Origin of the sequence: Ideonella azotifigens (assembly GCF_021043325.1) — a bacterium.
GTDB lineage: Bacteria > Pseudomonadota > Gammaproteobacteria > Burkholderiales > Burkholderiaceae_C > Ideonella > Ideonella azotifigens.
On record NZ_JAJNKD010000016.1, the window covers coordinates 122,629 to 138,090 of the forward strand.

Here is a 15,462-nt window from a genome sequence, read left to right on the forward strand (position 1 = left end):
CTTTCTACGTCACTGGAATCACCTGCCGTGGACCAGATCCTGATCAACCTGCTGAACGGCTTCAGCTCCGGGCTGTTGCTGTTCATGCTCAGCTCCGGGCTGACGCTGATCTTCAGCATGATGGGCGTGCTGAACTTCGCCCATGCCAGCTTCTACATGCTGGGCGCCTACGTGGCCTATTCGCTGAGCAACTGGCTGGGCTTCACCGCTGCGCTGGTGCTGGCCCCGCTGATCGTCGGCGGCCTGGGCGCCTTGTTCGAGCGCACGGCACTGCGCCGCGCGCACAAGTTCGGCCATGTGCCCGAACTGCTGATCACCTTCGGCCTGTCCTACGTGGTGCTGGAAGTGGTGCAGCTGATCTGGGGCCGCACGCCGGTGCCGGCGGTGCCGCCGGCCTGGCTGCAAAGCTCGGCCTTCACGGTGGTGCAGTCGGCCCAGCACGGGCTGTCCATCGTGGCGGGCGTGGCGCCGCCGGAGATGTGCCAGTCCGCAGGCGAGGCGGCAGCCAGCTGCTCGCGTTTCCCGATGACCCGCGCCTTCATGATGCTGGTCTCGCTGGGCATGCTGCTTGCGCTGTGGCTGCTGCTGACGCGCACCCGCATCGGCCTGGTGATCCAGGCGGCGCTGACCCACCCGGAAATGGCCGAGGCGCTGGGCCACAACGTGCCGCGCGTGCTGATGCTGGTGTTCGGCTCCGGCTGCGCACTGGCGGCGCTGGCCGGCGTGATCGGCGGTGTCACCTTCGTCACCGAGCCGGCGATGGCCGCGGTGGTCGGCTCCATCATCTTCGTGGTCGTGGTGGTGGGCGGCATGGGCTCGCTGGCCGGGGCCTTTGTCGGCTCCATCGTCATCGGCCTTTTGCAGACGCTGCCGCTGACGGTGGACGCTTCGCTGGCCGACCTGTTCAACCGCTTCGGCGCTTCGGTGCACGAAGGCTCGCGGGGCTGGCCGCTGCTGCGCATCACGCTGGCGCAGGCGGCGCCCATCCTGCCGTACCTGCTGCTGGTGTTGATCCTGATCTTCCGGCCCAAGGGCTTGATGGGCACACGGGAGGAATGAGGCAATGAGCATGGCTGTACAACCTGACATGGCGGCTTCGCCCGCGGCCATCCGTCCTGCCGCGCCGGTGCTGGCCGCGGTGCCCAGCGGCCCGCCGCCAGTGGCCACCGTGCGCCGGCAACCCAGTCCGCGCAGCTACCACTTCAAGCCCTGGAATGTGGGCCGCGCGCTGATCTGGAGCCTGTTCGCCGTGACCTTGCTGGTCGTGCCGCTGCTGTGGACCACCAGCTTCGCGCAGACCATGCTGTGCCAGATGGGCATCGGCATCATCGCCTGCCTTGCCTACAACATCCTGCTCGGCCAGGGCGGCATGCTGAGCTTTGGGCATGCGGTCTACAGCGGTCTCGGCGGCTTTGTTGCGATCCATGCGCTGAACGCCGTCAGCGCCGGCAGCCTGCACCTGCCGGTCAGCCTGGTGCCGATCGCGGGCGGGCTGGGCGGCCTGTTCTTCGCCGCGCTGCTGGGCTACGTGACGACCAAGAAGAGTGGCACGACCTTCGCGATGATCACGCTGGGCCTGGGCGAGCTGGTCTGGTCCATGTCGCTGATGCTGCCGGAGTTCTTCGGCGGCGAGGGCGGCGTCTCGGGCAACCGCGTGGTCGGCGAGAAGGTCTTCGGCATCAGCTTCGGGCCGCAGATCCAGCTGTACTACCTGATCGCCGTCTACTGCTTCGTCTGCACCGGGCTGATGTTCGCGCTGACCCGCACGCCGCTGGGCCGCATGCTCAACGCCGTGCGCGACAACCCGGAGCGCGTCGAGTTCATCGGCTACTCCACGCAGCGCGTGCGCTACCTGGCCTTCATGATCTCCGGCTTCTTCGCCGGCATTGCGGGCGGGCTGAGCGCGCTGAACACCGAGATCGTCAATGCCGAAGTGGTCGGCGCCGCGCGTTCGGGCTCTTACCTGCTGTTCGTGTTCCTCGGCGGCGCCACTTTCTTCTTCGGGCCCATCATCGGCGCGGTGCTGATGGTCGTGGCGCTGGTGCTGCTGTCGGAGCTCACGCAGGCTTGGCTGCTCTACCTGGGCCTGGTCTTCATGTTCATGGTGATGTTTGCGCCCGGTGGTGTGGCCGGACTGGTCATGATGAACCTTCGCGTGGCTGCGCACGGCAAGCTGGGCCGCTTGTGGACAGGCTACCTGGCGCTGGCTGGCACGGCAGCCACGGTGCTGCTGGCCGCGGCGGTCTGCATCGAGATGGTCTACCACCTGCGGCTCAACGAGGCGCTGGGCCCGCAGATGAACTTCCTCGGCGTGACGCTGGATGCCAAAGGCCTGGATGCCTGGTGCGGCGCAGCGCTGCTGCTGCTGACCGGTGCCGGGTTGTTCGAAGTTTCGAGGCGGCACTTTGCCCAGCAATGGGGCGAGGCGCAGGAAGAGATCGAGCGCGAGATGAAGCGCAGGGAGGCCTTGTGATGAGCAGTTCGGTTGCCGTGTCTTCCAACGGGTCCAGCCCGTACGCCTTGGAATTGTTAGGGGCGCACAAGCGGTTTGGGCTGACGGAAATCATCCGCGGCGCACAGCTGCAGGTGAAGCCGGGCGAGCGCGTGGCCATCATCGGGCCCAACGGCGCGGGCAAGTCCACCTTGTTCAACCTGATCTCCGGGCGCTTCGGCCTCAGCAGCGGCGAGATCCGCCTGCACGGCGAGCGCATCGACGGGCTCAAGCCTTACGAAATCAACCGCCGCGGACTGTCGCGCAGCTTCCAGGTCAGCAACCTGTTCACCCGCCTCTCGGTGTTCGAGAACCTGCGCTGTGCGGTGCTGTGGTCCATGGGCCAGCGCTACGCGTTCTGGCGCTTCCTGTCCAACCAGCACGAGGCCAACGCGCGTGCCGAGGAGGTCATGCAGATGATCAAGCTCGACAAGCGGCGCGACCAGCTGGCAATGAACCTCACCTATGCCGAGCAGCGTGCGCTGGAGATCGGCATCACCATCGCCGGCGGCTCCAGCGTGATCCTGCTGGACGAACCGACCGCCGGCATGAGCAAGAGCGAAACCAAGCGCTTCATCCAGCTGATCCGCGAGGTCACCGAAGGCAAGACGCTGCTGACCGTGGAACACGACATGGGCGTGGTCTTCGGCCTGGCGGACCGCATTGCGGTGCTGGTCTATGGCGAGGTGATCGCCTTCGACACGCCAGATGCGGTGCGCGCCAACCCGCGCGTGCAGGAGGCCTACCTCGGCTCGGTGCTGGCTGATCACCAGGCGGCCGAAGCTGTGGCGCAGCCGATGGGGTGCGCTGCATGACAAAAGAACTGCTGCAGCTGTCCAATGTGCATGCCTACTATGGCAAGAGCCATGTGCTGCACGGCGTGTCGCTGAACATTGGCGAAGGCGAGATCGTCAGCCTGCTGGGTCGCAACGGCGCGGGCCGCTCCACCACCGTCAAGGCCATCATGGGCCTGGTGGACGCACAGGGCTCGGTCAAGTGGCGGGGCCGCGAACTGGTCGGCCGCAAGGCCTTCGAGATCGCCCACGAAGGCATTGGCTACGTGCCCGAGAACCGCGACATCTTCCCGCGCCTCACCGTGGGCCAGAACCTGCTGCTGGGCGTGAAGAGCGGCAACAAAAAAGGCCGCTGGAGCCTGGACGACATGTTCAAGCTGTTCCCTCGCCTGAAGGAGCGTGAACACACCGCCGCCGGCGTGCTCTCAGGCGGCGAGCAGCAGATGCTCACGCTGTGCCGCACGCTGATGGGCGACCCGGACCTGATCATGATCGACGAGCCCACCGAAGGCCTCGCCCCGAAGATCGTGGAACTCGTCGCCGACTACCTGCGCGAACTCAAGCGCCGCGGCATCTCGGTCCTGCTGGTCGAACAGAAGCTCACCATCGCCCTCGAAGTCTCCGAACGTTGTCTGGTGATGGGCCACGGCCGCATCGTGTTCGAGGGCTCGCCGGCAGAACTGAAGGCCAACAGCAACGTCCGCAAGGAGTGGCTGGAGGTTTGAACGGGGCGACTTCGGCAGGCATGCGTGCCCGGAGGGGCCCGTACGGCGCGCGGCGTTGTCCTGCCCGCTGCCAAGGTCTTCTTGGTGTTTTCCCTCCCCCCACCTGTCGCAGCAGGGACATCATCTGAAACGTCCTCGTTCTTAGAATCGAACGATCGTGCTAATTCTGGTCGGGACGCTTTCTCCACCGGGTCAGCACGTCGCCTTCCGGCGTCTTTCCTCTCCTTTCCCAAAGGGATACCGACATGAGCGCAAGCTATGAAGTCCGCGGCAATGTGGCCGTCATCACGCTGAACAATCCTCCCGTCAACGGCTTGGGCGCGGCGACCCGCCTGGCGATCGCCGACGGGCTGGAGAAGGCGCAGGCCGATGCGGCCGTCAGCGCCATCGTGGTCACTGGCGCCGGCAAGGCGTTTTCGGGGGGCGCGGACATCAAGGAATTCGGCACCCCGCGCGCGCTGGCCGAGCCCAACCTGCTGTCGCTGATCAAGCTGGAAGAGGCCTGCAGCAAGCCCATCGTCGCGGCCATTCATTCGGTGTGCATGGGCGGCGGGCTGGAGCTGGCGCTGGGCGCGCATTACCGCGTCGCCGCGCCGGGCACCAACGTGGCCTTGCCGGAAGTGAAGCTGGGCCTGGTGCCGGGCGCTGGTGGCACGCAGCGCCTGCCGCGTGTGCTGGGGCTGGAAACCGCGCTGAACATCATCGTCAGCGGCGAGCCGGTGAAGAGCGAGTTGCTGGCGATGCAGCCAGGCCAGAAACTGTTCGACCGCATGATCGACGGCGACCTGCTGGAAGGCGCCATCGCGTTCGCCAAGGAAGTGGCCGAGGTGCGGCCGCTGCCGCTGGTGCGCGACCTGAAGGTCAAGCATCCGGAAGCGCAGGCTTTCCTGCAGTTCTCGCGCAACACCGTGGGCGCGATGTCCAAGAATTTCCCGGCGCCGCTGCAGTGCGTGGAAGCCGTGGCGGCCTCGCTGGGCAAGGACTTCGAGGCCGGCATGAAGGTCGAGCGAGAGGCCTTCATCGCGCTGATGTTCACGCCCGAAAGCAAGGCCCTGCGCCATGCCTTCTTCGCCGAGCGCGCCGCAAGCAAGATCTCCGACGTGCCGGACGGCACGCCGGTGCGCCCCATCAACAAGCTGGCCGTGATCGGCGCCGGCACGATGGGCGGCGGCATCGCGATGAACTTCCTGAACGCTGGCATTCCCGTCGTGATGCTGGAGATGAAGCAGGACGCGTTGGACCGTGGCGTGGCCACGATGCGCAAGAACTATGAAGGCCAGGTCAAGAAGGGCAAGCTGAAGCAGGAGAAGTACGACGAGCGCATGGCGCTGCTGTCGACCACGCTGAGCTACGACGCACTGGGCGACGCCGACATGGTGATCGAGGCCGTGTTTGAGGACATCGACGTGAAGAAGGCCGTGTTCCAGGAGCTGGACCGTGTGATGAAGCCCGGCGCCATCCTGGCCAGCAACACCTCCACGCTGGACGTCAACAAGATCGCAGCTTTCACCAAGCGCCCGCAGGACGTCATTGGGACCCACTTCTTCAGCCCGGCCAACGTGATGAAGCTGCTGGAGGTGGTGCGCGGCGCGGCCACCGCCAAGGACGTGCTGGCCACCGTGATGCAGCTGGGCAAGAAGATCAAGAAGACCTGCGTGGTCTCGGGCGTGTGCGATGGCTTCATCGGCAACCGCATGATCGAGCAGTACAGCCGCCAGGCCGGCTTCCTGCTGGAGGAAGGCGCCACGCCGGCGCAGGTGGACAAGGCGGCCGAGAAGTTCGGCTTCGCGATGGGCCCGTTCCGCATGGGCGACCTGGCCGGCAACGACGTGGGCTGGTACATCCGCAAGCGCCGCTACCTGGAGAAGCCGGACCTGCGCTACTCCAAGACGGCCGACCTGCTGTGCGAGATGGGCCGCTTCGGCCAGAAGACGGGGGCCGGCTGGTATGACTACGTGCCCGGAAAGCGTGACGCGATCCCGTCGCCGCTGGTCGAGCAGATGATTGCCGACTACCGCAAGGACCTGGGCATCACGCCGCGCAAGATCAGCGACGACGAGATCGTCCATCGCCTGGTGTTTGCGCTGGTCAACGAAGCCGCGCGCTTGCTGGAAGAGGGCATCGCCCAGCGCGCGTCGGACGTGGACATGGTCTACCTGACCGGCTACGGCTTCCCGCTGCACCGCGGTGGTCCGATGTGCTACGCCGACACGGTCGGCCTCTACAACGTGGTGCAGATGATGAAGCGCTTTGCGCAGAACCCGCATGACGACGCGACCTTCTGGCAGCCCGCGCCGCTGCTCGCGAAGCTCGCAGCCGAAGGCAAATCCTTCAGCTGATCGCGCCCCACCACATACAGAACACACAGGAATTGCCATGACCGATGCCGTCATTGTTTCCACCGCCCGCACCCCGCTCGCCAAGAGCTGGAAGGGCGCTTTCAACATGACCCATGGCGCGACGCTGGGCGGCCATGCCGTCAAGGCCGCTGTCGAGCGGGCCGGCATCGAAGCCGGTGCCATCGAAGACGTGCTGATGGGCTGCGCCAACCCCGAAGGTGCTACCGGCGCCAACATCGCGCGTCAGATCGCGCTGCGCGCCGGCCTGCCGATCACCGTCAGCGGTGTCACCGTGAACCGTTTCTGCTCCAGCGGCCTGCAGACCATCGCGATGGCTGCGCAGCGCATCATTGCCGGCGAGGGCGATGCCTACGTGGCCGGTGGCGTGGAAAGCATCTCCTGCGTGCAGCAGGAAATGAACCACCACATGCTGCACGAAAGCTGGCTCATGAAAAACAAGCCGGAGATCTACTGGAGCATGCTGCAGACCGCCGAGAACGTGGCGCAGCGCTACAAGATCCCCAAGGAGCGCATGGACGAATACGGCGCGGCCAGCCAGCAGAAGGCTTGCGCCGCACAGGAAGCGGGCCTGTTCAACGCAGAGATCGCGCCCATCACCGTGACGGCCGGCGTGATCGACAAGACCCTGGGTCTGCGCAGCAAGGAAGTGACCTGCAGCGCCGACGAGGGCCTGCGTCCGGGTACCACGCTGGAAGCGGTGCGCGGCATCCGCACGGCGCTGCCGGGCGGCGTGATCTCCGCCGGCAATGCCAGCCAGTTCAGCGACGGCGGCGGCGCCTGTGTGCTGGTCAGCGACAAGTACGCGCAGCAGAAGGGCCTGACGCCGCTTGGCCGCTTCCTCGGCTTTGCCGTGGCCGGTTGCGAGCCTGACGAAATGGGCATTGGCCCGGTCTTCGCGGTGCCCAAGGTCTTGAAGCGCCTGGGCCTGATGGTGGCCGACATCGACCTCTGGGAGCTGAACGAAGCCTTCGCGGTGCAGGTGCTGTACTGCGCCGACACGCTGGGCATTCCAATGGACAAGCTGAACGTCAATGGTGGCGCGATTGCGGTCGGCCACCCGTATGGCGTTTCTGGCCAGCGCCTGACCGGCCACGCGCTGATCGAAGGCAAGCGCCGTGGCGCGAAGAAGGTCTGCGTGACCATGTGCATCGGCGGCGGCATGGGCGCCGCCGGCGTCTTCGAGGTCCTGTAAGCCATGGCCGGTGGCACCGCGCGCCCACGGTGCGCGGGCCGCTGCTGCATGGGCGACCGCTGCTGCCGCCCGTCATCTCAAAGGAGGGACCATGCGCGCCCTGGTGGACTTTTTGCTGCGTGACTGGCTGCACGCCGACACGCTGACCGAGCGGCCGCGTTTTGCCGACCACAGCCTGGAAACCTTCGCCCAGGTGCTGGACACCTGCGAGCGCATCGCGCGTGAGAAGTACGCGCCGTTCAACCGGCTGGTGGACACCGAGGAGCCGCGCTTCGACGGCGAGAAGGTGATCCTGCCGCAGGCCACGCACGACGCCGTGAAGGCCTACGCGGCCTCCGGCATGCTCAGCGCCGCGCAGGACTATGAACACGGCGGCATGCAGCTGCCGTACACCGTCGAAGCGGCGGCGAATGCGTTTTTCGCCAAGGCATCGGTCAGCATCGGCACCGGCATGCTGACCACCGGCAATGCCAACCTGCTGATGAAGCATGGCACCGAGCTGCAGAAGACGGTGTTCGCACTCAACGAGTTCAGCGGCCGCTGGTCCGGCACCATGTGCCTGTCCGAGCCGCAGGCCGGCTCCAGCCTGTCGGACGTGGCAACCAAGGCCGTGCCCGATGGCGACGATTTCGAGGCCGAACCCTTCGGCGCGCGCTACCGGCTGACCGGCAACAAGATGTGGATCTCGGCCGGCGAGCACGAGCTGAACGAAAACATCATCCACCTGGTGCTGGCCAAGATCCCTGGGCCGGACGGCAAGCTGGTGCCCGGCACGCGCGGCATCTCGCTGTTCATCGTGCCGAAGAAGCTGGTGGACGCGCAAGGCCGGTTGACCGGTGAGCGCAACGACGTGGCACTGGCCGGCCTGAACCACAAGTGCGGCTGGCGCGGCACGACCAACACCTTGCTGAACTTCGGCGAAGGCAGGTTCCCGGTGCGCGGTGGCCCAGGCGCCATCGGCTACCTGGTGGGCCGAGCCGGCGAAGGGCTGCGCTGCATGTTCCACATGATGAACGAGGCGCGCATCGGCGTGGGCATGGCGGCCACGATGCTGGGCATGGCGGGCTACGAGGCCTCGCTGGCCTATGCGCGGCAGCGGCCGCAAGGCCGGCCCATCACCGAAGGCGGGAAAGACGCTGCGGAGCCGCAGGTCCCCATCATCGAACACGCGGACGTGAAGCGCATGCTGCTGGCGCAAAAGGCGTATTGCGAAGGTGCGCTGGCGCTGGAGCTGTATTGCGCGCGGCTGGTGGACGAGTCGCACACCGGCACGCCGGAAGCGGCGGCTGAAGCCAGCCTGCTGCTGGAAGTGCTCACGCCGATTGCCAAGAGCTGGCCCAGCGAGTGGTGCCTGGAGGCCAACAGCCTGGCGATCCAGGTCCACGGCGGCTACGGCTACACGCGGGACTTCCCTGTCGAGCAGTACTGGCGCGACAACCGCCTGAACATGATCCACGAAGGCACGCACGGCATCCAGGCGCTGGACCTGCTGGGCCGCAAGGTGGTGATGCAGGGCGGTGCGGGCCTGAAGCTGCTGGCCACGCGCGTGGGCGAGACCATCCAGCGTGCGGGCCAGGTCCAAGGTCTGGCCGAACCGGCCAACGGCCTGGCCGCGGCGCTGCAGCAGCTGGGCGCGGCCACCAAGTCCGCCTGGGCCACGGGCGTGCCGGAAGAGGCGCTGGCCAATGCCACGCCTTACCTGCAGGCTTTCGGCCATGTGGTGCTCGCGTGGATCTGGCTGGAGCTGGGACTGGCCGCGAAGCAGGCTGCACCTGCGACCGATGAGCAAGCCGCGCGCAACGCCGGCCTGCTGGCCGCGATGCGCTACTTCCACGTCTACGAGCTGCCCAAGATCGGCGCCTGGCTGGCCGTCGTCAGCCAACGTGAAGCGGTCTGCCGCGAGATGCAAGACAGCTGGTTCTGATCACACGCACACACACAAGGAGACACAGACATGAGCACCCCGATTGCCAAGTTGATGGACCTCAGCGGCCAGACGGCCGTGGTCACCGGCGGCTCGCGCGGCCTGGGCCTGCAGATCGCCGAGAGCCTGGGCGAAGCCGGCGCGAAGCTCGTGTTGAGCTCGCGCAAGGCCGGCGACCTGGAAGAGGCCGCGGCCATCCTGAAGGCCAAGGGCATTGACGCCAGCTGGATCGCGGCCGATGCCAGCCAGCCCGAAGACGCCAAGCGCGTCGTGGCCGAGGCCATGCAGCGCCTGGGCCGGATCGACATCCTCGTCAACAACGCCGGCGCCACCTGGGGCGCACCGGCCGAGGACCACCCGCTGGAGGCCTGGGACAAGGTGATGAACCTGAACATCCGCAGCCTGTTTGTCTTCAGCCAGCTGGTGGCGCAGGCCAGCATGATCCCGCGCCGCCACGGCCGCATCATCAACGTGGCCAGCATCGCCGGCCTGGCCGGCAACACCCACGAGATGAAGACCATTGCCTATAACACCAGCAAGGGCGCGGTGGTGAACTTCACCCGCGCGCTGGCTGGCGAGTGGGGCGAATACGGCATCACCGTGAACGCCATTGCCCCGGGCTTCTTCCCCAGCCGCATGACCAAGGGCCTGCTGGCCGCGGTGGGGGAGGAGAACATGGCCGCCAAGGCGCCGCTGCGCCGCCTGGGCGACGACGACGACCTCAAGGGTGCCGCGCTGCTGTTCGCCTCCGCCGCTGGCAAGCACATCACCGGCCAGATCCTGGCGGTGGACGGCGGTGTCAGCGCCATCCATGGGGGATGATCAGGGCCATGCCGCCGGGCTGATTTCCGGCAGCCCAGCCTCCTGAGGATTTCATGTCGTCCACGCCCCAAGCCTTCCCGATCCCCATCCCTTTCGCCCACCACCTGGGCCTGCAGTTCTACGGCTGCACCGAAGACACCGCCGAAGTGCGCGTCTGGTTGCAGCCGCCGCACCTGAACGGCTGGGACGTGGCCCATGGCGGCCTGTTGATGACCATGCTGGACATTTCGATGGCGCTCGCCGCGCGCAGCGGCCAGATGGAAGGCCCGGGTGTGGCCACCATCGAGCTGAAGACCAGCTTCCTGCGCCCCGCCGAGGGTGAGTTGCGCGGCATCGGCCATGTGCTGCAGCGCACCGTCACGATGGCCTTCTGCGAGGGCCGCATCCTCAACAGCGCGGGCGACCTGTGCGCCCACGCCACGGCCACTTTCAAGTTCCTCCGCGCGATGCCGGTCAACCCGCATCGCGTGAACCCTGCGCAACGCGGCGTCCCGTCCTCCGGCGACGCCTGAGCGCATCACACCTCTACAAGGACCTTCACCATGTCGCTCACCAACCGCCAGATCCTGCTCGACAACCGCCCCACGGGCGAGCCCAGCGTGGCCAACTTCAAGCTGGTCGAGACGCCGGTCTCGGCGCTGGCCGATGGCGAGGTGCTGGTGCGCAACCATTACCTCAGCCTGGACCCCTACATGCGCGGCCGCATGAACGACAGCAAGAGCTACGCGCAGCCGCAGCCGCTGGGCGAGGTGATGATCGGCGGCACCGTGGGCGAGGTCGTCGAATCGCGCAACAGCCATTTCAAGGCGGGTGACAAGGTGGTCGGCATGGGCGGCTGGCAGGAGTACCAGCGCGTGGACGCCAACCAGCGTGGCGTGCTGCAGAAGGTCGACACGACGCACATCCCGCTGTCGGCCTACCTCGGCGCGGTCGGCATGCCGGGCGTGACCGGCTGGTATGGCCTGGTCAAGATCATCACCCCCAAGGCCGGCGAGACGGTGGTGGTGAGCGCGGCCAGCGGCGCGGTGGGTGGCGCCGTGGGCCAGCTGGCCAAGGCACGTGGTTGCCGCGTGGTGGGCATTGCCGGCGGGCCGGACAAGTGCGGCCAGGTGGTCAGCGAACTGGGCTTCGATGCCTGCATCGACTACAAGGCCCACCCGGACCTGAAGTCGCTGTCCCGCGCGCTGAAGGAAGCCTGCCCGGATGGCATCGACGGCTACTTCGAGAACGTCGGCGGCATGATCCTGGACGCGGTGATGCTGCGCTGCAATGCCTTCAGCCGCATCGCCTTCTGCGGGATGATCTCCGGCTACAACGGCGATCCGATCCCGATGACCAATCCGTCGCTGATCCTGGTCAACCGCATGAAGCTGGAAGGCTTCATCGTCAGCGAGCACATGGGCGTGTGGCCCGAGGCGCTCAAGGAGCTGGGCGCCTTGGTGGCCACCGGCCAGCTGAAGTACCGCGAGACCGTGGCCGAAGGCATTGCCAGCGCGCCGGAGGCATTCCTCGGCCTGCTCAAGGGCAAGAACTTCGGCAAGCAGCTGGTGAAGCTCGTCTGATGGCGGCGCTGGCGATCACCTGGCAATGGTCGCGCTTTGGCGACCTGTCGGCCCGCGACGTGTACGACGCGCTGCGGCTGCGCGCCGAGGTCTTCGTGCTGGAGCAGGCCTGCGCCTACCTGGACGTGGACGGCGTGGACCTGGACAGCTGGCACCTGCTGGGCCGGCTGGCGCAGCCCATTGGCGAGCTGCCTGCAGGCCAACTCGTGGCCTACCTGCGCATGGTGGACCCGGGCGTGAAATACGCCGAGCCTTCGATGGGCCGCGTGGTCAACGACCCGCGGTTGCGCGGGCAGGGCGTGGGCCGGCTGCTGGTGGGCGAGGCACTGCGCCGGGCCGACCAGGTGTGGCCCGGGCAGGGCAACCGCATCAGCGCGCAGGCCCACCTGGCGAAGCTGTACGGCGAGTTTGGCTACACGTTGGTGGGCGAGCCTTACCTGGAAGACAACATTCCCCACCACGAAATGTGGAGGTCGCCGCGATGAGCCAAGCCACCACGCCGGAGTGTCTCAGCCTGGTGCTGCACCACTACGAGGGCTCGCCGTTCTCGGAAAAGATCCGCCTGATCCTGGGCTACAAGGGCCTGGACTGGTACAGCGTGCACATCCCCGAGATCATGCCCAAGCCCGACGTGGTGGCGCTCACCGGCGGCTACCGCAAGACGCCGGTGCTGCAGGTCGGCGCCGACGTCTACTGCGACACGCGGCGCATCGTGGACCTGCTCGAGCAGCGCCGCCCCGCGCCCAGCCTGTTCCCGGCGGGTGAAGCGGGCACGGCCAGCATGCTCTCGCAATGGGCCGACACCACGCTGTTCTGGGCGGCGATTCCGTACACGCTGCAGCCAGCCGGCATCGCCTACGCGCTGAAGGGCCTGTCGCCCGAGGCGATGAAGGCCTTTGCGGTGGACCGGGCCAGCTTCACCGCCGGCATGCTGCGCCCGTCGCTGGGCGACCTGGCGGCGCAGTTGAAGAGCTACCTGAATTGGCTGGAAGCGCACCTGGCTGGCAGTGGCGACTTCATGGCCGGCGGCCAGCCCAGCGTGGCGGACTTCTCGGTGGCTCAGTCCATCTGGTTCATCCTTCGCGTGCCGCCGGTTGCGGGCGTGCTGGACGGCCACCCGAAGCTGCTGGCCTGGTACGAACGTGTGGCGGCCTTCGGCCATGGCCGCATGCAGCCGCTGGGCTCAGGCGCGGCGGTGGCACTGGCGCTGTCCAGCGGCGGCCGCTATGCCGAGACGGCGGTGGCGCCCGGCCAGGGGCTGGAAGCTGGCACGCAGGTCACCGTCACGCCGACCGACTACGGCCGTGATCCGGTGCCGGGCATGCTGGTTGGCCTGGATGACAGCGAGGTCGTGCTGGCCCGCGAGGACGCGCGTGCGGGCCGTGTGCACGTGCACTTCCCGCGCATCGGCTTTGCCCTCAAACCCGTGGCTTGAAGCACAAAAACACCGACAGGAGACAAGCATGAAGACATTCCAGGGCCGCACCGCGGTGATCACCGGCGCCGGTTCCGGCTTCGGGCTGGAGGCCTCGCGCATTGCCGCCCGCGAGGGCATGCGCATCGTGATGGCCGACGTGCAGCAGGACGCGCTGGACAAGGCCGTGGCCGAGATCCGAGGCCTGGGCGCCGAGGTGCTGCCGTTCCAGCTGGACGTGGCCAAGGCCGAGCGCGTGGAGGCGATGGGTGCGGCCACGCTGGAGACCTTCGGCGCGCCGCACTTCGTGTTCAACAACGCCGGCGTGGGCGCGGGCGGCCTGATCTGGGAGCACACGCTGAAGGATTGGGAGTGGGTGGTGGGCGTGAACCTGATGGGTGTCGCCCACGGCGTGCGCGTCTTCACGCCAATGATGCTGGATGCGGCGAAGGCTGACCCTTCGTACGAGGGCCACATCGTCAACACCGCCTCGATGGCCGGCATGCTGAACGCGCCCAACATGGGTGTCTACAACGTGACCAAGCATGCGGTGGTGGCCATGAGCGAAACGCTCTACCAGGACCTGGCTTTGGTGACCGACCAGATCGGCACCAGCGTGCTGTGCCCGTACTTCGTGCCCACCGGCATCAGCCACAGCGAGCGCAACCGGCCGGCGGACTTCAACGACGGTGACCACAAGCCCACCAAGAGCCAGCTGATCGCCCAGGCCATGTCCGACAAGGCGGTGAGCAGCGGCAAGCTGACGGCCGAGCAGGTCATGCAGTGGGTGTTCGAGGCGGTGCGCAAGCGCCAGTTCTACGTCTTCAGCCACCCGCATGCGTTGGGTGGCGTGCAGATGCGCATGGAAGACATTCTGCAGCTGCGCAACCCGACCGATCCGTTCAAGGAGCGACCGGAGGTGGGCGCGAACCTGCGGGCGCAACTGCGCGGCTGAGCCACCATCCCCGTTCGGGCCGCCACCTTCTCCGTTCGGGCTGAGCCGGATCCCCGTTCGGGCTGAGCCTGTCGAAGCCTTCCCCTTGCGGTTCAGCCGGCTCAGGCCTTGAAGGTCGGGCTGCGCTTGCGGGCCATCTTGACCTGCACGGCCGGCGTGGACTCGTTGGCATGCGGCCCCGGCCGCACCGAGTCACGCCACACGACCTCCGGCGGGAACTCGCGCTGCACCGGCAGCGTGAGGCCGTAGCAGAGGTTCAGCAGGAAGCGGCAGCCGTTGGCGGCCATGTCCACGCTGGGCACGCGCACGGTGCTCAGCGCGGGCGTGGTGTAGCGGGCCAGCACGCTGTCGTCGAAGCCGAGCACCGAGAGCTGGTCCGGCACTTTGACGCCCGCCTTGCCCAAGCAGGCAATGGCGGCCATGGCCATGGTGTCGTTCGCGCAGAAGAGGGCACTGAAATCCAGCCCCTGCGCCAGCAGCGCCTGCGCGGCGGCGTGTCCGCCATCGAAGCTGAACTGGCCTTCGCGCTGATGCGAGGGCGGAATGATCACGCCATGCTGCGCCAGCTCGGCATGGAAGCCGGCCATGCGCAGCGCGTTGTCTGGCGCGGTGTGAAGGCCGCTGATGCAGGCCAGTTCGCGGTGGCCTTGCTGCAGCAGCGCATGCGCGGCCAGCCGGCCGGCGAGTTCGTGATCGGTCGAGAAGCAGTGCTCGGGCTTGGAAGGGCTGGTCTGGTTCAGCACCACCAGCGGTGCCTTCTCGCTCCACAGCATGTCCAGGTCTTCGGAGCTGAGGGCGTTGCTGACGACGAGCACGCCATCGCATTCCCTTTCGATCAGGAAGCGGATGCCGTCCAGCGCCCGCTGGCGGGCGTCACCATCGTCCGGCCCGGCACCCACGCCCAGGCCGCAGCCATTGGCCGCGACCATGTGCCGGTTTGCGCCGCGCAACTCGCCGTCCACCGCCTGCAGGATGGGACCGAAGAAGTCGCCGGCGAAGTCGTGCACGTAGATGCCCACCATGCCGGTGCGCTTGGTGGACAGCGCCCGCGCCGCGTTCGACGGGCGGAAGTTCAGCGCCGCCACCGCCTCCCGCACACGGGCCAGCGTCTCGGGCGAGACCGCGCCGTTGCCCGAGATGGCGCGCGAGGCCGTGCCCTTACCCACCCCTGCGAGGCGGGCGACGTCGGCGATGGTGGGCGTGCGGGTCATCAGCGCAGGATT

At 67.2% G+C, this 15,462-nt stretch carries 14 protein-coding genes; 13 read left to right on the top strand and 1 reads right to left on the bottom strand.

Annotated features, from left to right (window positions below; translation table 11 throughout):
* Positions 1-84 precede the first annotated feature (84 nt).
* From LRH25_RS25785 to LRH25_RS25845, 13 genes are all read left to right on the top strand, one after another.
* Positions 85-1,059 (top strand): branched-chain amino acid ABC transporter permease, encoded by a 975-nt coding sequence (locus tag LRH25_RS25785; RefSeq protein WP_231012813.1) that lies wholly within the window; start codon positions 85-87, stop codon positions 1,057-1,059.
* Positions 1,060-1,069: 10 nt separating this feature from the next.
* Positions 1,070-2,473 carry a branched-chain amino acid ABC transporter permease gene (locus LRH25_RS25790; protein WP_231012807.1) on the top strand — a complete coding sequence of 468 codons (1,404 nt, stop codon included), beginning with the start codon at positions 1,070-1,072 and terminating at the stop codon, positions 2,471-2,473.
* Positions 2,473-3,306 (top strand): ABC transporter ATP-binding protein, encoded by an 834-nt coding sequence (locus LRH25_RS25795; protein ID WP_141284292.1) that lies wholly within the window; start codon positions 2,473-2,475, stop codon positions 3,304-3,306. The genes LRH25_RS25790 and LRH25_RS25795 overlap by 1 nt, the downstream gene beginning before the upstream one ends.
* Positions 3,303-4,010, top strand: coding sequence for an ABC transporter ATP-binding protein (locus tag LRH25_RS25800; protein WP_211361260.1), 708 nt, complete (start codon positions 3,303-3,305; stop codon positions 4,008-4,010). The genes LRH25_RS25795 and LRH25_RS25800 overlap by 4 nt, the downstream gene beginning before the upstream one ends.
* Before the next feature lie 245 nt (positions 4,011-4,255).
* Positions 4,256-6,349, top strand: a complete 2,094-nt coding sequence (locus LRH25_RS25805) for a 3-hydroxyacyl-CoA dehydrogenase NAD-binding domain-containing protein (protein WP_141284294.1) — start codon at positions 4,256-4,258, stop codon at positions 6,347-6,349.
* A 37-nt stretch (positions 6,350-6,386) separates the two neighbouring features.
* The gene (locus LRH25_RS25810; RefSeq protein ID WP_141284296.1) at positions 6,387-7,562 is read left to right on the top strand and encodes an acetyl-CoA C-acyltransferase; all 1,176 of its coding nucleotides are present in this window, start codon (positions 6,387-6,389) and stop codon (positions 7,560-7,562) included.
* A gap of 91 nt (positions 7,563-7,653) precedes the next feature.
* A complete protein-coding gene (locus LRH25_RS25815) occupies positions 7,654-9,486 on the top strand; it encodes an acyl-CoA dehydrogenase (RefSeq protein WP_141284298.1) in 1,833 nt (610 codons plus the stop codon).
* A 30-nt stretch (positions 9,487-9,516) separates the two neighbouring features.
* Positions 9,517-10,308, top strand: a complete 792-nt coding sequence (locus LRH25_RS25820; RefSeq protein ID WP_141284300.1) for an SDR family oxidoreductase — start codon at positions 9,517-9,519, stop codon at positions 10,306-10,308.
* 53 nt (positions 10,309-10,361) lie between these two features.
* Positions 10,362-10,820 (top strand): PaaI family thioesterase, encoded by a 459-nt coding sequence (locus tag LRH25_RS25825; protein ID WP_141284302.1) that lies wholly within the window; start codon positions 10,362-10,364, stop codon positions 10,818-10,820.
* Positions 10,821-10,850: 30 nt separating this feature from the next.
* On the top strand, positions 10,851-11,870 hold the full coding sequence (locus LRH25_RS25830) for an NADP-dependent oxidoreductase (RefSeq protein WP_141284304.1): 1,020 nt from the start codon (positions 10,851-10,853) through the stop codon (positions 11,868-11,870).
* Positions 11,870-12,355: a GNAT family N-acetyltransferase gene (locus LRH25_RS25835; protein ID WP_211361261.1), complete on the top strand. Its 486-nt coding sequence runs from the start codon at positions 11,870-11,872 to the stop codon at positions 12,353-12,355. The genes LRH25_RS25830 and LRH25_RS25835 overlap by 1 nt, the downstream gene beginning before the upstream one ends.
* Positions 12,352-13,305, top strand: coding sequence for a glutathione S-transferase family protein (locus LRH25_RS25840; RefSeq protein ID WP_141284306.1), 954 nt, complete (start codon positions 12,352-12,354; stop codon positions 13,303-13,305). Before LRH25_RS25835 ends, LRH25_RS25840 begins: the two co-directional genes overlap by 4 nt.
* A gap of 28 nt (positions 13,306-13,333) precedes the next feature.
* A complete protein-coding gene (locus LRH25_RS25845; RefSeq protein WP_141284308.1) occupies positions 13,334-14,239 on the top strand; it encodes an SDR family oxidoreductase in 906 nt (301 codons plus the stop codon).
* 101 nt (positions 14,240-14,340) lie between these two features.
* On the opposite strand, the gene LRH25_RS25850 is transcribed toward LRH25_RS25845, so the two are convergent.
* Positions 14,341-15,450, bottom strand: a complete 1,110-nt coding sequence (locus LRH25_RS25850; protein WP_141284310.1) for a LacI family DNA-binding transcriptional regulator — start codon at positions 15,448-15,450, stop codon at positions 14,341-14,343.
* Between the last annotated feature and the right edge of the window lie 12 nt (positions 15,451-15,462).

Bases quoted from the DNA above. Each gene is read 5' to 3' on its own strand.
- LRH25_RS25785 (WP_231012813.1), top strand. From the start codon at position 85: ATGCTCAGCTCCGGGCTGACGCTGATCTTCAGCATGATGGGCGTGCTG.
- LRH25_RS25790 (WP_231012807.1), top strand. From the start codon at position 1,070: ATGGCTGTACAACCTGACATGGCGGCTTCGCCCGCGGCCATCCGTCCT.
- LRH25_RS25795 (WP_141284292.1), top strand. From the start codon at position 2,473: ATGAGCAGTTCGGTTGCCGTGTCTTCCAACGGGTCCAGCCCGTACGCC.
- LRH25_RS25800 (WP_211361260.1), top strand. From the start codon at position 3,303: ATGACAAAAGAACTGCTGCAGCTGTCCAATGTGCATGCCTACTATGGC.
- LRH25_RS25805 (WP_141284294.1), top strand. From the start codon at position 4,256: ATGAGCGCAAGCTATGAAGTCCGCGGCAATGTGGCCGTCATCACGCTG.
- LRH25_RS25810 (WP_141284296.1), top strand. From the start codon at position 6,387: ATGACCGATGCCGTCATTGTTTCCACCGCCCGCACCCCGCTCGCCAAG.
- LRH25_RS25815 (WP_141284298.1), top strand. From the start codon at position 7,654: ATGCGCGCCCTGGTGGACTTTTTGCTGCGTGACTGGCTGCACGCCGAC.
- LRH25_RS25820 (WP_141284300.1), top strand. From the start codon at position 9,517: ATGAGCACCCCGATTGCCAAGTTGATGGACCTCAGCGGCCAGACGGCC.
- LRH25_RS25825 (WP_141284302.1), top strand. From the start codon at position 10,362: ATGTCGTCCACGCCCCAAGCCTTCCCGATCCCCATCCCTTTCGCCCAC.
- LRH25_RS25830 (WP_141284304.1), top strand. From the start codon at position 10,851: ATGTCGCTCACCAACCGCCAGATCCTGCTCGACAACCGCCCCACGGGC.
- LRH25_RS25835 (WP_211361261.1), top strand. From the start codon at position 11,870: ATGGCGGCGCTGGCGATCACCTGGCAATGGTCGCGCTTTGGCGACCTG.
- LRH25_RS25840 (WP_141284306.1), top strand. From the start codon at position 12,352: ATGAGCCAAGCCACCACGCCGGAGTGTCTCAGCCTGGTGCTGCACCAC.
- LRH25_RS25845 (WP_141284308.1), top strand. From the start codon at position 13,334: ATGAAGACATTCCAGGGCCGCACCGCGGTGATCACCGGCGCCGGTTCC.
- LRH25_RS25850 (WP_141284310.1), bottom strand. From the start codon at position 15,450: ATGACCCGCACGCCCACCATCGCCGACGTCGCCCGCCTCGCAGGGGTG.